Annotated in this window: 14 protein-coding genes; 7 read left to right on the top strand and 7 right to left on the bottom strand. The window is 63.1% G+C overall.

The features are described 5' to 3' along the window. Positions 1–14 precede the first annotated feature (14 nt). From ACMUVN_RS24860 to groES, 3 genes are all read right to left on the bottom strand, one after another. Entirely contained in the window at positions 15–461 is a 447-nt protein-coding gene (locus tag ACMUVN_RS24860) for a hypothetical protein (protein ID WP_127430558.1), read from the bottom strand. Positions 462–1,241: 780 nt separating this feature from the next. Beyond that, positions 1,242–2,879 (bottom strand): chaperonin GroEL, encoded by a 1,638-nt coding sequence (gene groL / locus ACMUVN_RS24855; RefSeq protein ID WP_008529514.1) that lies wholly within the window; start codon positions 2,877–2,879, stop codon positions 1,242–1,244. A gap of 72 nt (positions 2,880–2,951) precedes the next feature. Further along, the gene (gene groES / locus ACMUVN_RS24850) at positions 2,952–3,248 is read right to left on the bottom strand and encodes a co-chaperone GroES (RefSeq protein WP_004675403.1); all 297 of its coding nucleotides are present in this window, start codon (positions 3,246–3,248) and stop codon (positions 2,952–2,954) included. Positions 3,249–3,644: 396 nt separating this feature from the next. Between groES and ACMUVN_RS24845 the strand changes: the two genes are divergently transcribed. The 4 genes from ACMUVN_RS24845 (at position 3,645) to ACMUVN_RS24830 (ending at position 9,428) form a co-directional block, all read left to right on the top strand. Then, complete coding sequence (locus ACMUVN_RS24845; RefSeq protein ID WP_414815563.1) at positions 3,645–4,493, top strand: TIGR01459 family HAD-type hydrolase; 849 nt, start codon at positions 3,645–3,647, stop codon at positions 4,491–4,493. Between the two features lie 14 nt (positions 4,494–4,507). Then, complete coding sequence (locus ACMUVN_RS24840; RefSeq protein WP_414815606.1) at positions 4,508–5,491, top strand: bifunctional riboflavin kinase/FAD synthetase; 984 nt, start codon at positions 4,508–4,510, stop codon at positions 5,489–5,491. Between the two features lie 286 nt (positions 5,492–5,777). Further along, entirely contained in the window at positions 5,778–8,669 is a 2,892-nt protein-coding gene (gene ileS, locus ACMUVN_RS24835; protein ID WP_414815562.1) for an isoleucine--tRNA ligase, read from the top strand. 129 nt (positions 8,670–8,798) lie between these two features. Continuing rightward, the gene (locus tag ACMUVN_RS24830; RefSeq protein WP_047613796.1) at positions 8,799–9,428 is read left to right on the top strand and encodes a hypothetical protein; all 630 of its coding nucleotides are present in this window, start codon (positions 8,799–8,801) and stop codon (positions 9,426–9,428) included. 49 nt (positions 9,429–9,477) lie between these two features. Here the strand turns inward: ACMUVN_RS24830 and ACMUVN_RS24825 are convergent, their stop codons facing one another. Then, complete coding sequence (locus ACMUVN_RS24825) at positions 9,478–9,915, bottom strand: nucleoside deaminase (protein ID WP_097595301.1); 438 nt, start codon at positions 9,913–9,915, stop codon at positions 9,478–9,480. A 90-nt stretch (positions 9,916–10,005) separates the two neighbouring features. On the opposite strand from ACMUVN_RS24825, the gene ACMUVN_RS24820 reads away from it, so the two are divergent. The 3 genes from ACMUVN_RS24820 to ACMUVN_RS24810 are packed head-to-tail and all read left to right on the top strand — an operon-like array spanning position 10,006 to position 13,466. Continuing rightward, a complete protein-coding gene (locus ACMUVN_RS24820) occupies positions 10,006–12,030 on the top strand; it encodes a pseudouridine synthase (protein ID WP_414815561.1) in 2,025 nt (674 codons plus the stop codon). Further along, positions 12,011–12,571: a 16S rRNA (guanine(966)-N(2))-methyltransferase RsmD gene (rsmD, locus tag ACMUVN_RS24815; RefSeq protein ID WP_047613800.1), complete on the top strand. Its 561-nt coding sequence runs from the start codon at positions 12,011–12,013 to the stop codon at positions 12,569–12,571. Before ACMUVN_RS24820 ends, rsmD begins: the two co-directional genes overlap by 20 nt. 13 nt (positions 12,572–12,584) lie before the next feature. Beyond that, positions 12,585–13,466 (top strand): patatin-like phospholipase family protein, encoded by an 882-nt coding sequence (locus ACMUVN_RS24810; protein WP_047613802.1) that lies wholly within the window; start codon positions 12,585–12,587, stop codon positions 13,464–13,466. Here ACMUVN_RS24810 and ACMUVN_RS24805 read toward each other — a convergent pair. From ACMUVN_RS24805 to ACMUVN_RS24795, 3 genes are all read right to left on the bottom strand, one after another. Then, positions 13,455–13,934 carry an EVE domain-containing protein gene (locus tag ACMUVN_RS24805; RefSeq protein ID WP_047613804.1) on the bottom strand — a complete coding sequence of 160 codons (480 nt, stop codon included), beginning with the start codon at positions 13,932–13,934 and terminating at the stop codon, positions 13,455–13,457. The two genes, ACMUVN_RS24810 and ACMUVN_RS24805, sit on opposite strands and share 12 nt — an antisense overlap. 3 nt (positions 13,935–13,937) lie before the next feature. Continuing rightward, on the bottom strand, positions 13,938–14,309 hold the full coding sequence (locus tag ACMUVN_RS24800) for a VOC family protein (protein ID WP_047613806.1): 372 nt from the start codon (positions 14,307–14,309) through the stop codon (positions 13,938–13,940). Positions 14,310–14,430: 121 nt separating this feature from the next. Then, a complete protein-coding gene (locus tag ACMUVN_RS24795; RefSeq protein WP_047613808.1) occupies positions 14,431–16,245 on the bottom strand; it encodes a monovalent cation:proton antiporter-2 (CPA2) family protein in 1,815 nt (604 codons plus the stop codon).

Here is a 16,245-nt window from a genome sequence, read left to right as displayed (position 1 = left end):
TGCGCTGGCGGTTTTTATCGGCGGCTTGTGATCTGCCTTGCGCCTTCAAGCTTGAAGCGCGGGAAGATGAAGACGCCGGACATGCTGCCGCTGTATTTCTCTTCGAGCCCGTTCGACTCGCCCATGCAGAACAGCGGCTGGCGGAAGCCATTCGGCATGATGATCGTCGTCGAAAAACAGAAGGAGGAATTGAGCGTCGCCGCCTGTTCGAACAGCTCCAATATGTGGCTGCGGTCTTTGGTATCGTAGCAGCGTATCAGGCTTAACAGCCCGCATTCTTGTGCGGAGAGGCCATGCAGCATGCCGCTCCATTCGCCGAGGCGGAGCATGCCGCTCGACAAATCTCCGATCCAGCTTTCGGAGATGGAAAACTGCGCCAGCATCTCGTGATTTTGATTGGTGTCCTCAAGCGAGCCGGGCATCAGGGGCAGGGCTGCATTGGCTTTGGCGATCTTAAACAAGGCGTTCTCCCGTTCGCATGCGGCTTCTCCGCCGCACGTTCGGCAAACACAAAGAAACAGGATCATGTCGCTGCGGACATGATGTCCGCCCATCCGGCAATCGTCACCGCGTTCACGGCCTCCGGAAGCGGAGCCGTTGAAGCCGAACATTCGCGTATCGCCGTTTCGCGCTCCGACCTCGTCTATTAGCGAAAAATTATCGCCGGGCGCACTTTAATTGCAGCGCGGATTTATAGGAGCTTTTGGCCAAACGGCAACGGCTTTTTAAGGGGTATTCGGATCGGGATCATTTCTCGTGAGGCCGCGCTTCCGGGACATTTCAGGAGAATCGGCGGTGGAGGATCATCTTCGAGGGCATTGGAAGCGTTTTCACCTGATGCGGAGGCCGGAAACGGCACGGCAACGCCGCGATCTCGCACCGATGTCGGCATACTGCAAAGGTGCAGCGACGCAAGCTTCACGCAAGCTTCGGCCCGGGGGCGGGCAATAGACGGCTGGTTAGATGGGTTGATCAGCTGAATCGGGCGTGCCGCGTGGTCGAATCGCCGCTGCATCATTCCTGAAATCGGAAGCGGCTGAAAAGACATCGGCGGTGCCGTAAGGGAAACGAAAAGGGCGACCCGAGGGCCGCCCTTCCTGTTCCGGATGCCGGAATGGTGTCAGTGCAGGCTTTCGCCTATCACATCATGTCCATACCGCCAGTTCAGCGCGCTTGACGCGCTGAACCATCTTAGATGATGGGCGGTTTCATGAACGATGCTGTGAAAGGCCGTTGGCCTATCACATCATGTCCATACCGCCCATGCCGCCCATGCCGCCCGGCATAGCCGGAGCGTCTTTCTTCGGCAGCTCGGCGATCATGGCTTCGGTGGTGATCAGCAGCGATGCAACGGAAGCTGCATCCTGCAGGGCGGTGCGAACGACCTTGACCGGGTCGATGATGCCCATGCCGATCATGTCGCCATATTCGCCGGTCTGGGCGTTGTAACCCCAGTTGTCCTGATCCTTGTCGAGGATCTTGCCGATGACGATCGAAGCTTCGTCGCCAGCGTTTTCAGCGATCTGGCGAGCCGGAGCCTGCAGAGCACGGCGAACGATGTTGATGCCGGCTTCCTGGTCGTCGTTGATACCCTTGGAGGTGATCTTGACGGAAGAACGCAGCAGGGCAACGCCGCCGCCCGGTACGATGCCTTCCTGAACGGCAGCGCGCGTCGCGTTGAGAGCGTCGTCGATGCGATCCTTCTTTTCCTTCACTTCGACTTCCGTCGAGCCGCCGACGCGGATGACGGCAACGCCGCCGGCGAGCTTGGCAAGACGTTCCTGCAGCTTCTCGCGGTCGTAGTCGGAGGTGGTTTCTTCGATCTGCGCCTTGATCTGGGCAACACGGCCTTCGATGTCGGACTTGGCGCCCGAACCGTCGACGATCGTGGTGTTTTCCTTGGAGATCGACACCTTCTTGGCACGGCCGAGCATGTCGAGCGTGACGGATTCGAGCTTGATGCCGAGGTCTTCGGAGATGACGGTGCCGCCGGTCAGGATGGCGATGTCTTCGAGCATGGCCTTGCGGCGGTCGCCGAAGCCAGGCGCCTTGACGGCAGCGATCTTGAGGCCGCCGCGCAGCTTGTTGACGACGAGCGTTGCAAGGGCTTCGCCTTCGACGTCTTCAGCGATGATGAGGAGCGGCTTGCCGGTCTGGACGACGGCTTCGAGAACCGGCAGCATCGACTGCAGGTTCGACAGCTTCTTCTCGTGGAGGAGAATGAAGACGTCTTCGAGGTCGGCGATCATCTTTTCCGGGTTGGTCACGAAGTAGGGGCTGAGGTAGCCGCGGTCGAACTGCATGCCTTCAACGACTTCGAGTTCGGTTTCGGCGGTCTTGGCTTCTTCAACCGTGATGACGCCTTCGTTGCCGACCTTCTGCATGGCTTCGGCAATGTCGAGACCGACCTGACGTTCGCCATTGGCGGAGATCGTGCCGACCTGGGCGACTTCTTCCGAGGTGTTGATCTTCTTGGCCTTGGCCTGGAGATCCTTGACGACTTCGGCCACGGCGAGATCGATACCGCGCTTCAGGTCCATCGGGTTCATGCCGGCGGCAACGGCCTTGGCGCCTTCGCGAACGATCGCCTGGGCAAGAACGGTTGCAGTCGTGGTGCCGTCGCCGGCGATGTCGTTGGTCTTCGAAGCAACTTCGCGGACCATCTGGGCGCCCATGTTTTCGAACTTGTCTTCGAGTTCGATTTCCTTGGCGACGGAGACGCCGTCCTTGGTGATGCGCGGTGCGCCGAAGGACTTGTCGATGATGACGTTACGGCCCTTCGGGCCGAGCGTGACCTTGACTGCATCGGCGAGAATGTCGACGCCGCGCAGCATCTTTTCGCGCGCGGTGCGGCCAAACTTGATTTCTTTAGCTGCCATGTTTGTGACTCCTGAATTCGAGTTGTTCGGGCAAAAGGCCCGTCAGCCATTTCGGGAAAGCAGGTCGGCCGATCAGCCGATGATGCCCATGATGTCGGCTTCCTTCATGATCAGAAGGTCTTCGCCGTTGATCTTGACTTCGGTGCCGGACCACTTGCCGAACAGAACGCGGTCGCCAGCCTTGACGTCGAGTGCAACGACCTTGCCGGACTCGTCACGAGCGCCGGAACCGACGGCGACGATTTCGCCTTCCTGCGGCTTTTCCTTGGCGGTATCGGGAATGATGATGCCGCCCTTGGTCTTTTCTTCGGACTCGACGCGACGAACGACGACGCGGTCGTGAAGCGGACGGAAATTGGTGCTTGCCATTGTCTAATCCCTCGATCGAATGACATTCGCGGACCGGAGCGGCCCACATGGATAGGTGTTAGCACTCCCTTGCGGTGAGTGCTAGCGACGAGCATTTAGGGATGGCTCCGAAAGGAGTCAATGAGAGCAATCACGAATTTTTGTGCCGGAATTGTGAAGAGACCGGAGAATAGTCGGAGATTGCAGGCGAAACCATGGCGCGACCGGGCTTTGCCGGAGTCCGTCCGCCCTTGACGATCTGCCGCTTCGGGATGAGATCGGCAAGCCCCATTTGCCATCCGCGCCATCGGATTGCCGTTTGGGATCTTCGCATTGGCCCGGCAGCGAAGAAAATGCCTTGCCATCGCCTTGCGCCTTTGCAATGTCACCGTGACCAAAGCAAATCGGGAAATCGGAATGGCCAAGCGGATAGAAAACTTCTCTAACATAACAGGTCACTATGATGTGGTGCTCTGCGATGTCTGGGGCGTCGTTCATAATGGCGTCGATCCGTTTCCGAAGGCGGCTGCCGCCCTTGAAGCGGCCCGCGCAAGCGGCGCCGCCGTCGTCCTCATCACCAATTCGCCGCGCCTTTCCTGGCAGGTGGTCGAGCAGTTGCGCCAGATCGGCGTTCCCGACAGCGCCTATGACCGGATCGTTACCTCGGGCGACGTCACGCGCCGGCTGATCTCCGAAGGGCCGAAGACGGTCTTTCTGCTCGGCCCCGAGCGCGACAAAGCGCTACTCGAAGGCATTGGCGTCGAGCGCCGGCCGGCGGGCGAAGCGCAATCGCTGGTCTGCACCGGCTTTTTCGACGACGAGACGGAGAAGCCGGAGGATTACACCGACATGCTTCTCGAGTTCAAAGCCCGCGACGTGCCGATGATCTGCGCCAATCCCGACCTCATCGTCGAGCGCGGCCATCGCATGATCCCCTGCGCCGGCGCCATGGCCGCCTATTACGAGCAGCTTGGCGGCAGCACCCGCATCGCCGGCAAGCCGCACCAGCCGATCTACGAGGCGACGCTGGCCGCTGCCCGCGAGCTTCGCGGCGATTTCCCGGTCGAGCGCGTGCTGGCAATCGGCGACGGCATGCCGACCGATGTGCGCGGCGCCTTGAATTACGGCCTCGACCTTCTCTACATCAGCGGCGGTATCCACGCCAAGGAATACACCTTGAACGGCGAGACCGACGAGGCGATCCTCCACGCCTATCTCGAACGGGAAAGCGCCGCGCCGAAGTGGTGGATGCCCCGCCTTGCATGAAGAGAAGCCAGCCGATGACCGTCTTCCACCGCAATGAAACCCGCGAACCCTTGCCCGCCCATCTGAAGGGCGGCGTCATTGCCATCGGCAATTTCGACGGTGTGCATCGCGGCCATCAGTCGGTGCTCAATCGCGCGCTCGAAATCTCCAAGGCCCGCGGTATCCCCGCTTTGGTACTGACCTTCGAGCCGCATCCGCGCACGGTCTTCCGGCCGCAGACGCCGGTCTTCCGCCTGACGCCGGCGCCGCTGAAGGCCCGCATCCTGGAAACGCTGGGGTTCAGCGCCGTCATCGAATATCCCTTCGACTACGAATTCTCGCAGCGCTCGGCCGATGATTTCATCCATTCGATCCTGAAAGATTGGCTCGGCGCCTCCGAAGTCGTCACCGGCTTCGATTTCCATTTCGGCCGCGGCCGCGAGGGCGGCCCCGCCTTCCTGATGAATGCCGGCCATAGCTACGGCTTCGGCGTCACCCTGATCGATGCTTTTCGCGATGAAAACGCCGATGTTGTCTCGTCGAGCCATATCCGCGCGCTGCTGAAGGAGGGCAATGTCAGCGAAGTCGCCGGCATGCTCGGTTACCGCTATACGGTCGAAGCCGAAGTGATCGACGGCGAAAAGCTCGGCCGGCAGCTCGGTTTCCCCACAGCCAATATGCGCCTGCCGCCCGAGGTCGATCTTGCCGCCGGCATCTATGCCGTGCGTTTCCGCCTCGAAGACGGCACGCTCCACGATGCCGTCGCCAGCTACGGCCGCCGCCCGACGGTGACGGAAAATGGCGCGCCGCTGCTCGAAACCTATCTTTTCGATTTCAGCGGCGATCTCTACGGTCAGCTTTGCTCCGTCTCCTTCTTCGGCTATCTCAGACCCGAACTGAAATTCGACGGCCTCGATCCGCTCGTCGCCCAGATCAAGCGCGATGAAGAAGAGGCGAGGGCGCTGCTTGCGGGCGTCAAGCCGCTCAGTGCGCTTGATGGGAAACTGTGCTTTTCCTGAGGTCGCCTTGAGCGCGGCTGTCGCTGGGGCACCGGCGATTCCAGCCGCTGATGCCGACTGCAGGCCGCGAATTCTTCTCTTCCTTTTCCCGGCAAAAACGCCTATGAACCGGCGCGATGATGAAATTTTGGCTGGCGATGACGATGCGAATTATCGGCCCGGCCTTCCGCGCGCGCTAAGCGGCCGGAAGGTCCGGGTTTTTGGCGCTTGGATACGAGCGCTGCCGTCACCAGCTATTTCACGCCCGTTGCGCCCTTCCTGGGCTGCCAGAAAACGATTGTCAGACATGACCGACACAGCCGAAAAGATCGACTATTCGAAGACCCTCTATTTGCCCGAGACCGATTTCCCCATGCGCGCCGGCCTGCCGCAGAAGGAGCCCGAACTCGTCAAGCGCTGGCAGGAGATGGGTCTCTACAAGAAGCTGCGCGCTTCTGCCGCCGGCCGCGAGAAGTTCGTCCTTCACGACGGCCCGCCCTATGCCAATGGCAACATCCATATCGGCCACGCGCTGAACAAGATCCTCAAGGACGTCATCAACCGCTCATTCCAGATGCGCGGCTACGACGCCAATTACGTGCCCGGCTGGGATTGCCACGGCCTGCCGATCGAATGGAAGATCGAGGAGAAGTACCGCGAGAAGGGCAAGAACAAGGACGAGGTCCCGGTCAACGAATTCCGCCGGGAATGCCGTGAGTTCGCCACCGGCTGGATCAAGGTCCAGGCGGAAGAGTTCAAGCGTCTCGGCATCGAGGGCGACTTCGACAATCCCTATACGACGATGAACTTCCACGCGGAATCGCGCATCGCCGGCGAGCTTCTGAAGATCGCCGCGAGCGGCCAGCTCTATCGCGGTTCCAAGCCGATCATGTGGTCGGTCGTCGAGCGCACGGCGCTGGCCGAGGCCGAGGTCGAATACCAGGATTATGAGAGCGACACGATCTGGGTGAAATTCCCGGTCGTCGAAGGCCCGGCCGCGCTCAAGGACGCGTTCGTGGTCATCTGGACGACCACGCCCTGGACGATCCCCGGCAACCGCGCGGTCTCCTTTTCCGCGCGCGTCTCTTATGGCCTTTACGAAGTGGCGGCCGCCGAGAACGACTTTGGTCCGCGTCCCGGCGAAAGGCTGATCTTTGCCGATAAGCTGGCCGAAGAATCCTTCGCCAAGGCCAAGCTGCAGTACAAGCGCCTGAGCGATGTCTCTGCGGCCGACTTCGCAGCGATGACCTGCGCCCATCCCTTCAAGGGTCTCGACGGCGGCTATGAATTCCATGTGCCGCTACTCGATGGCGATCACGTCACCGACGATGCCGGCACCGGCTTCGTGCACACCGCACCCAGCCACGGCCGCGAGGACTTCGATGCCTGGATGTCGGCTGTCCGCACGCTCGAGGCGCGCGGCATCGAGACCAAGATCCCGTTCCCGGTCGACGATGGCGGCTTCTACACATCGGATGCCCCCGGCTTCGAAGGCGCCCGCGTCATCGACGACAACGGCAAGAAGGGCGATGCCAATGACCGCGTCATCAAGGAGCTGATCGCCCGCGGCGCGCTCTTTGCCCGCGGCCGGCTGAAGCACCAGTATCCGCATTCCTGGCGTTCGAAGAAGCCGGTGATCTTCCGCAACACGCCGCAATGGTTCGTCTATATGGACAAGACCCTTGCCGACGGCACGACGCTGCGGTCGCGCGCGCTGAGCGCGATCGACGACACCCGTTTCGTGCCCGCCGCCGGCCAGAACCGCCTGCGCGCCATGATCGAAGGTCGCCCGGACTGGGTGCTGTCGCGTCAGCGCGCCTGGGGCGTGCCGATCGCCGTCTTTGCCGACGAGCATGGCGAGGTCCTGGTCGATGACGCCGTCAACGCCCGCATCCTCGAAGCCTTCGAACATGAGGGCGCCGACGCCTGGTTTGCCGAAGGCGCCAAGGAACGCTTCCTCGGCAATGACCACGACCATTCCCGCTGGAAGCAGGTCATGGATATCCTCGACGTCTGGTTCGATTCCGGCTCGACGCACACCTTCACGCTCGAGGACCGCCCGGACCTGAAGTGGCCGGCCGACCTTTATCTCGAAGGTTCCGACCAGCATCGCGGCTGGTTCCATTCGTCGCTCTTGGAATCGGCCGCCACCCGCGGCCGTGCGCCTTACAACGCCGTCCTCACCCATGGTTTCACCATGGACGAGAAGGGCGAGAAGATGTCGAAGTCGAAGGGCAACGTCACCGCACCCCAGGAAGTGATGAAGGATGCCGGCGCCGATATCCTGCGCCTCTGGGTGATGACCTCGGATTATGCCGACGACCTGCGCGTCGGCAAGACGATCATCCAGACCAATGTCGACGCCTACCGCAAGCTGCGCAACACCATCCGCTGGATGCTCGGCACGCTCGCCCACGACAAGGGCGAGGAGATCGCGCTCGCCGATCTGCCGGAGCTGGAGCAGCTGATGCTGCATCGGCTTGCCGAACTCGACGAGCTGGTGCGCGAGAACTATGACAGCTTCGACTTCAAGAAGATCGCCCGGGCGCTGATCGATTTCGCCAATGTCGAGCTTTCGGCCTTCTATTTCGATGTCCGCAAGGATGCGCTTTATTGCGACGCGCCGTCGAGCCTGCGCCGGCGCGCCAGCCTGCATGTCATCCGGCAGATCTTCGATTGCATGGTGACCTGGCTCGCTCCGATGCTGCCCTTCACCACCGAGGAGGCCTGGCTGTCGCGCAACCCGTCCGCCGTGTCAGTGCATCTGGAGCAGTTTGCCCCGGTCGCCAAGGAATGGCGCAACGATGACCTGGCCGAGAAGTGGAAGAAGATCCGCGCGGTGCGTTCGGTTGTGACCGGCGCGCTGGAAATCGAGCGCAAGGACAAGCGCATCGGCTCCTCGCTGGAAGCGGCTCCCGTCGTCCACATCGCCGATCCGGACCTGCTGAAGGCGCTCGAAGGTCAGGACTTCACCGAAGTCTGCATCACCTCGGCGATCCAGATCAAGACCGGCGAAGGCCCGGCGGATGCCTTCCGCCTTGCCGAGGTGCCTGAGGTCAGCGTCGTGCCGAAGCTGGCCGAGGGTGAAAAATGCGCCCGCTCCTGGCGCATCACCCGGGATGTCGGTTCCGATCCTGAATATCCCGATGTCTCGGCCCGCGACGCCGCCGCCCTTCGCGAACTCGCCGCGCTCGCGTGAAGAATATTACCGGGTGAATTGCGCTTTCGCGGTTCATCCGGTAAAAGCTGCCTGAAAATGGCCGGATTTTTGCGTCAGGGGGACGGTTGTCCGGTTGGGCGACGATTGCACCGGGGTGGAAGGGTTTTCATGTTAACATCGCATTGGTTCCGTATGGGCGCCTGCCTGTCTGTCGTCATGGCGGGATGCTCGATGGTGTCCGGTTGCGCCAGCAGCCCGACCTACGGCACCGACAAGACCGCCATGGAACAGCTGACCGACGATCTCGGCCAGTCCGTGTCGTTGACCGGACCGGACCCGAAGAACAAGGGCGTCAAGTACACGCCGCGTCCGACGCTGGTGCTGCCGGCCGAGGCGCAGAAGGAAAACCTGGTTGCGCCGCAGCCGACGGTCGCCAACAAGGACAATCCGCAATGGCTTGAATCGCCGGAGGAGACCCGCGCCCGCCTCGTTTCCGAGGCCGACGCGAACTCGGACAATCCGAATTACCGCTCGCCTCTCGCCAGCTCGGCGATCGAAGGCGGCCGGCGCACGACGGAAGCCCAGACCAAGGCCTATCGTGAAGCCCGCGCCCTGCAGAAGGGCTCCTATGTCGATCAGCGCCGCTATATATCCGATCCGCCGCCCGGTTACCGCACTGTCGACGATCCGGCAAAGCTCGATGATCTCGGCGAGCCAGAGCTCAAGAAGCAGAAGAAGCGCAAGAAGGATGCAGCGGTCGCCAACACCGGCAAGCAGTGGTGGAACCTCCTGCAATAGCTTTTTCGGCGCCGACAGGAATGACGGCGCCGCGCACAGACGCCGCTGATTACGGCGCCTCTCTCCGTTGCGAAAAGAATCTCCGCAAGATCTCGGCCGATTGCACCTCGTTGAAGCCGGAATAGACCTCCGGGGCGTGGTGGCAGGTCGGCTGCGCATAGAATCGCACGCCATTGTCGACGGCGCCGCCCTTCGGATCCTCGGCGCCGTAATAGAGCCTGCGGATACGCGCAAACGAGATGGCTGCCGCGCACATGGTGCAAGGCTCGAGCGTCACATAGAGATCGGCGCCGACAAGACGTTCCTGCCCAAGCGCGTCGCAGGCGAGCCGGATTGCGGCGATTTCGGCATGCGCGGTCACGTCATTGAGCTCGCGCGTGCGGTTTCCCGAGCGTGACACGGCAATGTCGTCGACAACGACGACGGCGCCGATCGGTACCTCGCCGCGTTCTCCGGCGGCGCGCGCTTCTTCAAGCGCCATCTCCATGAAACGATTTGTCTTCACGATCGCACGAATTTCCACTTAACCGCAGATGCGTGACCTGATAGACAGGCCCAAAAGGCAGGCAAACAACAAATGACACCCAAAGACAAGCCAAAACGCCCGGGCGCAAAGCCGTTTTCACGGGACACCGAGCCGAAGACCGGCGCCAAGCCGGGCGGTGGCAAGCCGGCAAAGGCTGCGATCGCCGCCGAGGCCGATGGCGAGGCCAAGGCCGAACGCATTTCCAAGGTGATGGCGCGCGCCGGCGTCGCCTCCCGCCGCGACATCGAACGCATGATCATGGAAGGCCGGGTAACGCTGAACGGCAGGGTTCTCGAAACCCCCGTCGTCAACGTCACGCTCGCCGACCGCATCGAGGTCGACGGCGTGCCGATCCGCGGCATCGAGCGCACCAGGCTCTGGCTCTATCATAAGCCGGCTGGCCTCGTGACCACCAATGCCGATCCGGAAGGCCGGCCGACCGTCTTCGACAACCTGCCGGAAGAATTGCCGCGCGTCATGTCGATCGGCCGTCTCGACATCAATACCGAAGGCCTGCTCTTGCTGACCAATGACGGCGGTCTTGCCCGCGCGCTGGAACTGCCGGCGACCGGCTGGTTGCGGCGCTACCGCGTCCGCGCCCATGGCGAGATCGATCAGGACGCGCTCGACAAGCTGAAGGACGGCATCGCCGTCGACGGTGTGCTCTATGGCTCGATCGAGGCGACGCTCGACCGCACCCAGGGCTCGAACGTCTGGATCACCATGGGCCTTCGTGAAGGCAAAAACCGCGAAATCAAGAACGTGCTCGGCGCGCTCGGCCTCGACGTCAACCGCCTGATCCGTATTTCCTATGGCCCGTTCCAGCTCGGCGACTTGCCGGAAGGCCATGTCGTCGAAGTGCGCGGCCGCACGCTGCGCGACCAACTCGGCCCGCGCCTCATCGAAGAAGCCAAGGCGAATTTCGACGCGCCGATCTACAATGCGCCAGCTGTCGCTGCCGAGGAAGAGGCAGAGCCTGCAGTGCCGGAAAAGCGCGAGCGACCGCGCCGCGACGAGGACAAGCGCGAACGGGCGCTGAGTCGCCTCGACACCAAGCGCGACGACCGCCACGGCGGTGGGCGCAGAGATGACGATCGCCGCGACAGCGGCCGCAGGGACGACGACAAGCCGAAGCGTCCCCAGCCGCTCGGCCAGCGCCGCAGCGCCAATGTCTGGATGGCGCCGGGCGCCCGGCCGCTCGGCGAAAAGGCCGCGGCGAAAGCCGCCAAGAATGCACAGACAGCACGCAAGCGCGGCGAGCAGGCGCCGGCAAAGAACGCTTTCGACCGCATCGAGGACCGCCCGCGCACGCAGGTGAACCGCGTGCGCGAAGATGATGGTGAATGGATCCGTTCGAGCGAGCAGCCCCGCCGCAAGGATGAGGCTGAAGGTTCCGGCCGCAAGCGTTCCTTCGGGGACCGCCCCGCCCGTGAAGATCGCGGTTTTGGCGACCGCCCGGCGCGCGGCGAACGCCGCCCGCGCGAAGCGGGTGACGAACGTCCGCGCACCAGAAGCTCCGCCGGCGAAGGCCGTCCGGAGCGCCCGCGCGGCGACCGGCCTTTCGGTGACCGTCCCTCGCGTGGGGATCGCCCCTTCGGCGACAAACCGCGCGGTGATCGCAGGCCGCGTGCCGACGGCGACGAGCGTCCTCGGGCTGCCAGAGCCTCCACCGGTGAGACCCGTTCTGAGCGTCCGCGCGGCGAGCGGCCCTTCGGTGGCCGTCCCTCGCGTGGCGATCGTCCCTTCGGCGACAAGCCACGTGGGGATCGCAAGCCGCGTGCGGATGGTGACGAACGTCCGCGGGCAGCCAGAAGCTTTACCGGCGAGGGCCGCTCGGAGCGTCCGCGCGGTGAAAGATCGTTCGGCGACAAGCCGTCGAGTGCCAGGCCTTCGGGTGATAAGCCGCGCGGCAAGGGTTTTGCCGGCAAGCCCGGCGGGGCCAAGAATTTTTCCGGCAAGCCGAAAGGCGCCAAGTCGAGCAGTGACAGGCCGGGCGGTGACAGGCCTGCAGGCGGGCCGTCCAAAGGTGGTGCGAAAGGAAAGGGAATGACACGCGGTGCGGATCGTCGGCGGTGAGTTTCGCGGACGGCCTCTCGCCGTGCCAAAATCCAACGATATCCGGCCGACTGCCGACCGGACGCGCGAGAGCCTGTTCAATATATTGAGCCATGCCTATCCGGAATGTGTTGACGGCACCCGGATCCTCGACCTTTTTGCCGGAACCGGCGCTGTCGGCCTCGAAGCCGTTTCGCGCGGCTGTCGCCACGCGCTCTTCGTCGAAAACAGCGTCGAGGGCAGGGCGTTGCTCTGGGAGAACATCGATGCGCTCGGCCTGCACGGCCGCACCCGCATCCTGCGCCGGGATGCGACCGATCTCGGCAGCGTCGGCAATCTCGAGCCCTTCGACATGCTCTTTGCCGACCCGCCCTACGGCAAGGGGCTCGGCGAAAAGGCGATGGCGGCGGCGGCCGAGGGCGGTTGGCTGCGGCCGGGCGCGATTGCGGTGCTCGAAGAACGCGCCGATATTGTCGTTTCCGTCCACCCTTCCTATGTTTTCCTCGAAAACCGCATCTTTGGCGATACGAGGGTGCATTTCTTCCGATATCAGCCGCAATAAGCGGGGGCGGGGCGTGCAGCAGGCAGAGATCATCAGTCCGAAACTGCCTGCGATCAGCGATTTGCCGACGGTTGCGGTTGCCTTCGGCGGCGGCGGCGCGCGCGGGCTTTCCCATATCCACATCATCGAGACGCTGGATGAACTCGGTATCCGCCCGGTGGCGATATCGGGTTCCTCGATGGGCGCGATCATGGGCGCCGGCATGGCGGCCGGCATGTCCGGCGCTGAAATCCGCGAACATGCGCTGGCGACCGTCGGCAACAAGACGGCCGTCATCGCCCGCATCTGGGGCCTGAGGCCGGCGACGGTGCGCGATGCGGTGGCCAAGGGCGTCCGCATCGGCCAGTTCAATCTGGAGCGGATCCTCAAGGCCTTTCTGCCATCCGAGCTGCCGGCCCGTTTCGAGAACCTGCTGGTGCCGATGAAGGTGATCACCACCGATTATTACGGGCAGTGCGAGGTGATCATCGAGCAGGGCGAGCTGTTCCCGGCGCTCGCCGCCTCTTCCGCCATTCCCGCCGTCTTCATGCCGGTGCGCCTGCGCGACCGCGTGATGATCGACGGCGGCATCAGCAATCCCGTGCCCTATGAATGCCTGATGGATCTTGCCGACATCGTCATCGGCATCGATGTCGTCGGCGCGCCGGAAGGCGATGGCACCCATATTCCGAACCGCATGGAAAGCATCTTCGGCTCCGGCCAGCTGATGATGCAGACGGCGATCACGCTGAAACTGAAGCTCCGCGCGCCGCATATCTTCCTGCGCCCGACGGTGGGCCGCACCGGCGTCATGGATTTCCTCAAGGCCCGCGAAGTCCTCGCCATGTCCGTCGGCGTCAAGGACGACCTCAAGTTCGCCCTCGACCGCGAGATCGAAGCGCGGCTAAAGCGCTAAAGTGCACTGCACGGGAACCGTTGCTTGTTTCCGGGCGACATCCATGCGCGGTTCAGTGAGCATCGCTTCGGCTATGAGTTCGGCATCGTCATTGTCGATTTCGAAGAGACCAAAGCGCAATCGATAGCCCCAGCCTCCCCGGTCGCTTGTGAAAGACAGCCGGCCGAGCAACGGCCGGATCGGCGTTTCCACGGCTCGCCACCAGGCGACATCGCGCCTCCAGGGGCGGAAACCGGGGTCAACGTCCACCTGATATGCCGCCGTCTCCTCGACCACGCCAATTGCCGTGAACGCCTGCAGGCGATCCTTGCAGCCAAATGTTTCGGTCGGCGAATAATAGATCACCCGGTCGCCAGGCGCGCTTCGCTTAAGCGGTGCGGCCTTGCCATGACAGACCTGCATGAACCCGGCTTCGCGGCCGATGCGGACATGATTTGCTGATGCGACAGCGATCCAGCTGCGGGACATGTTTCAGTCCTCCGCAACGTTGTAGACGCGCAGGCGATGCCCGTCGGGGTCGGCTGCAACAAAGGTGCGGCCGAAATCCAGGTTGGTCGGCGGCAAGAGGATGGTCGCGCCCTTGACTTGCCATTCGGCGTGAAGCGTATCGACCTTATCAGCTGTCGCGACCTTGAAGCCGACGTCGCAGCCGCCGCCCGTGGCAGCCGGCGCCGGCTCCACGCCCGCTTTGCCCCAAAGTCCCAGGGCCAGACCCGAGGGCAGGATGAACATGGCGAAGGTCGGGCTGAACTCAACTGGATTCTGCCCGAGCAGTTGGCCATAAAAGCCGGCGCTTTTTGGCACGTCGGCTACGAAAAGTAGAATGCTGTTGCTGTCGATCATTGGTGAGCCTCCTGTTTGGGTCAGGAGGATCGTCTACAGAGACATGCTGACAGATTCTGGCAGTAGCATTCGCCTCTGCCACCGTTCAATCCGGTCAAGTTTCGCACGTCCCGGAATGGATTTATGCGTCCGCCGTCGCATCCGCGGTGCCCGCCAGCAGATCATCCTCGAAGGGATCGACGGCGCGCTTCGGCTTGACCAGCGGTTCGGGACGGACCGGGTGGGAAAACAGCATGTCGCGCCCGGCCTGCAGCCCTTCGGAAACCTGCAGCGCCAGGCGGGCCTCGTCGCGCTTGCGGATATCCTCGCCGATTTCGTAGGCGTCGACCTCGGAAACGCCGAGCGCCTCCAGCGTCCGCCGCCCGAAGAGCAGGCCGGATTCCAGCGTTTCACGCAGCTCGTAATCGACGCCCTTGTTGCGCAGTTCGATGGAATGGATGCGGTCGTAGGAGCGCACATAGAGCCTTGTGTGCGGATAATCCGCCTGCACCAGCTCGACCACCTTGTCGGTGACTTCCTTCTTCTGGGTGCAGACGAGCACGATCTTTGCCCGGTCGATGCCGGCCGAGCGCAGCACGTCCTTGCGGGTGCCGTCGCCGAAATAGATGCGGAAGCCGAAGGAGGAGGCCTGGCGGATGCGGTCGGCCGAAAATTCGATGACGGTGACGCTGCGTCCGCCGGCAAGCAGGATCTGGGCGGCGATCTGGCCGAAACGCGAGAAGCCGACCATCAGCACGTCGGCGCCCGCGCCCTCGAAATCCTCGTCCAGCTCCTCCCGTTCGTCGCCGTTGAGCAGCCGCTTCGAAAGCGCCGCCCCGATCGGCGTCAGCGCCATCGACAGCGTCACGATCGCGACCAGCAGCGATGCCGTGCTGGTCGACATCAGTCCGGTCGTACCCGCGGCGGTGAACAGCACGAAACCGAATTCGCCGCCCTGCGGCAGCAGGAAGGCGATGCGGATCGCATCGTCGTGTGGCGAGCCCGAGACCCGGCAGAGCCCGTAGATGATGATCGCCTTGACGGCCATGACGATCGGCACGGCGACGATGACGAAGAGCCCGTTATCGAAGAGAACGTCGAGCTGCAGCGACAGGCCGACGGCGATGAAGAAGATGGCGAGCAGCACGCCGCGGAACGGCTCGATATCCGCCTCCAACTCGTGCCGGTAGGAGGATTCGGCCAGCATCACGCCGGACAGGAAGGCGCCCATCGCCATAGAAAGTCCGGCAAGCTGCATCAGGCTCGCCGATCCCATGACGACGAAGAGCGCAGCGGCGATCATTGCCTCGCGCGCGCCGGTCCGGGCGATGATCTGAAAGAGCGGCGTCAGCAGGTAGCGCCCCGCAACGATCATCGCCGCGACCGCGCCGACGGCCACGGTGAAATCCAGGAGCGGCGCGTTGCTGCCTTTGCCACCGCCGTCGAGAATGGTGATCAGCGCCAAGAGCGGCACGATCGCCAGATCCTGGAACAGAAGCATGGAGAAGGAGCGCTGCCCGTATCGCGTATTGACGTCGCCGTCGCCTTCGAGGATCTGCATGGCAAAGGCCGTCGAAGACAGCGCCAGGCCAAATCCGGCAACGATGCTGCCGCGCCAGTCGAGAACGCCTGAAAGCCACGCCAGCGCGGTCAGCGCCAGCCCGCTTACCACCACCTGCGCCGTGCCGAGGCCGAAAATGTCACGCCGCATCTGCCAGAGGCGCGAGGGTTTCAGCTCCAGTCCGATGATGAAAAGCAGGAAGACGACGCCGAGCTCGGCGACGGCGAGGATCTGTTCGCCATCGGTGATCCCGTGGAAGACAGGGCCGATGACGATGCCGGCGGCGAGATAGCCGAGCACCGTGCCGAGCCCCAGCTTCTTGAAGATCGGCGCGGCGACCACGGCTCCGCCGAGCAGCAGGATCGTTTCGGAAAAAAGGGCATTGGGCGCTGACAT

Source organism: Rhizobium sp. IY2 (assembly GCF_047532935.1).
GTDB lineage: Bacteria > Pseudomonadota > Alphaproteobacteria > Rhizobiales > Rhizobiaceae > Rhizobium > Rhizobium anhuiense.
Note: the sequence above shows the minus strand (reverse complement) of the source record. Positions and strands in the feature narration are given on the sequence as shown.

Excerpts from the sequence above, each read along its gene's own strand:
- groL (WP_008529514.1), bottom strand. The coding sequence starts at position 2,879 with ATGGCAGCTAAAGAAATCAAGTTTGGCCGCACCGCGCGCGAAAAGATG.
- groES (WP_004675403.1), bottom strand. The coding sequence starts at position 3,248 with ATGGCAAGCACCAATTTCCGTCCGCTTCACGACCGCGTCGTCGTTCGT.
- ACMUVN_RS24845 (WP_414815563.1), top strand. The coding sequence starts at position 3,645 with ATGGCCAAGCGGATAGAAAACTTCTCTAACATAACAGGTCACTATGAT.
- ACMUVN_RS24840 (WP_414815606.1), top strand. The coding sequence starts at position 4,508 with ATGACCGTCTTCCACCGCAATGAAACCCGCGAACCCTTGCCCGCCCAT.
- ileS (WP_414815562.1), top strand. The coding sequence starts at position 5,778 with ATGACCGACACAGCCGAAAAGATCGACTATTCGAAGACCCTCTATTTG.
- ACMUVN_RS24830 (WP_047613796.1), top strand. The coding sequence starts at position 8,799 with ATGTTAACATCGCATTGGTTCCGTATGGGCGCCTGCCTGTCTGTCGTC.
- ACMUVN_RS24825 (WP_097595301.1), bottom strand. The coding sequence starts at position 9,915 with ATGGAGATGGCGCTTGAAGAAGCGCGCGCCGCCGGAGAACGCGGCGAG.
- ACMUVN_RS24820 (WP_414815561.1), top strand. The coding sequence starts at position 10,006 with ATGACACCCAAAGACAAGCCAAAACGCCCGGGCGCAAAGCCGTTTTCA.
- ACMUVN_RS24805 (WP_047613804.1), bottom strand. The coding sequence starts at position 13,934 with ATGTCCCGCAGCTGGATCGCTGTCGCATCAGCAAATCATGTCCGCATC.
- ACMUVN_RS24800 (WP_047613806.1), bottom strand. The coding sequence starts at position 14,309 with ATGATCGACAGCAACAGCATTCTACTTTTCGTAGCCGACGTGCCAAAA.
- ACMUVN_RS24795 (WP_047613808.1), bottom strand. The coding sequence starts at position 16,245 with ATGTCAGCGCCCAATGCCCTTTTTTCCGAAACGATCCTGCTGCTCGGC.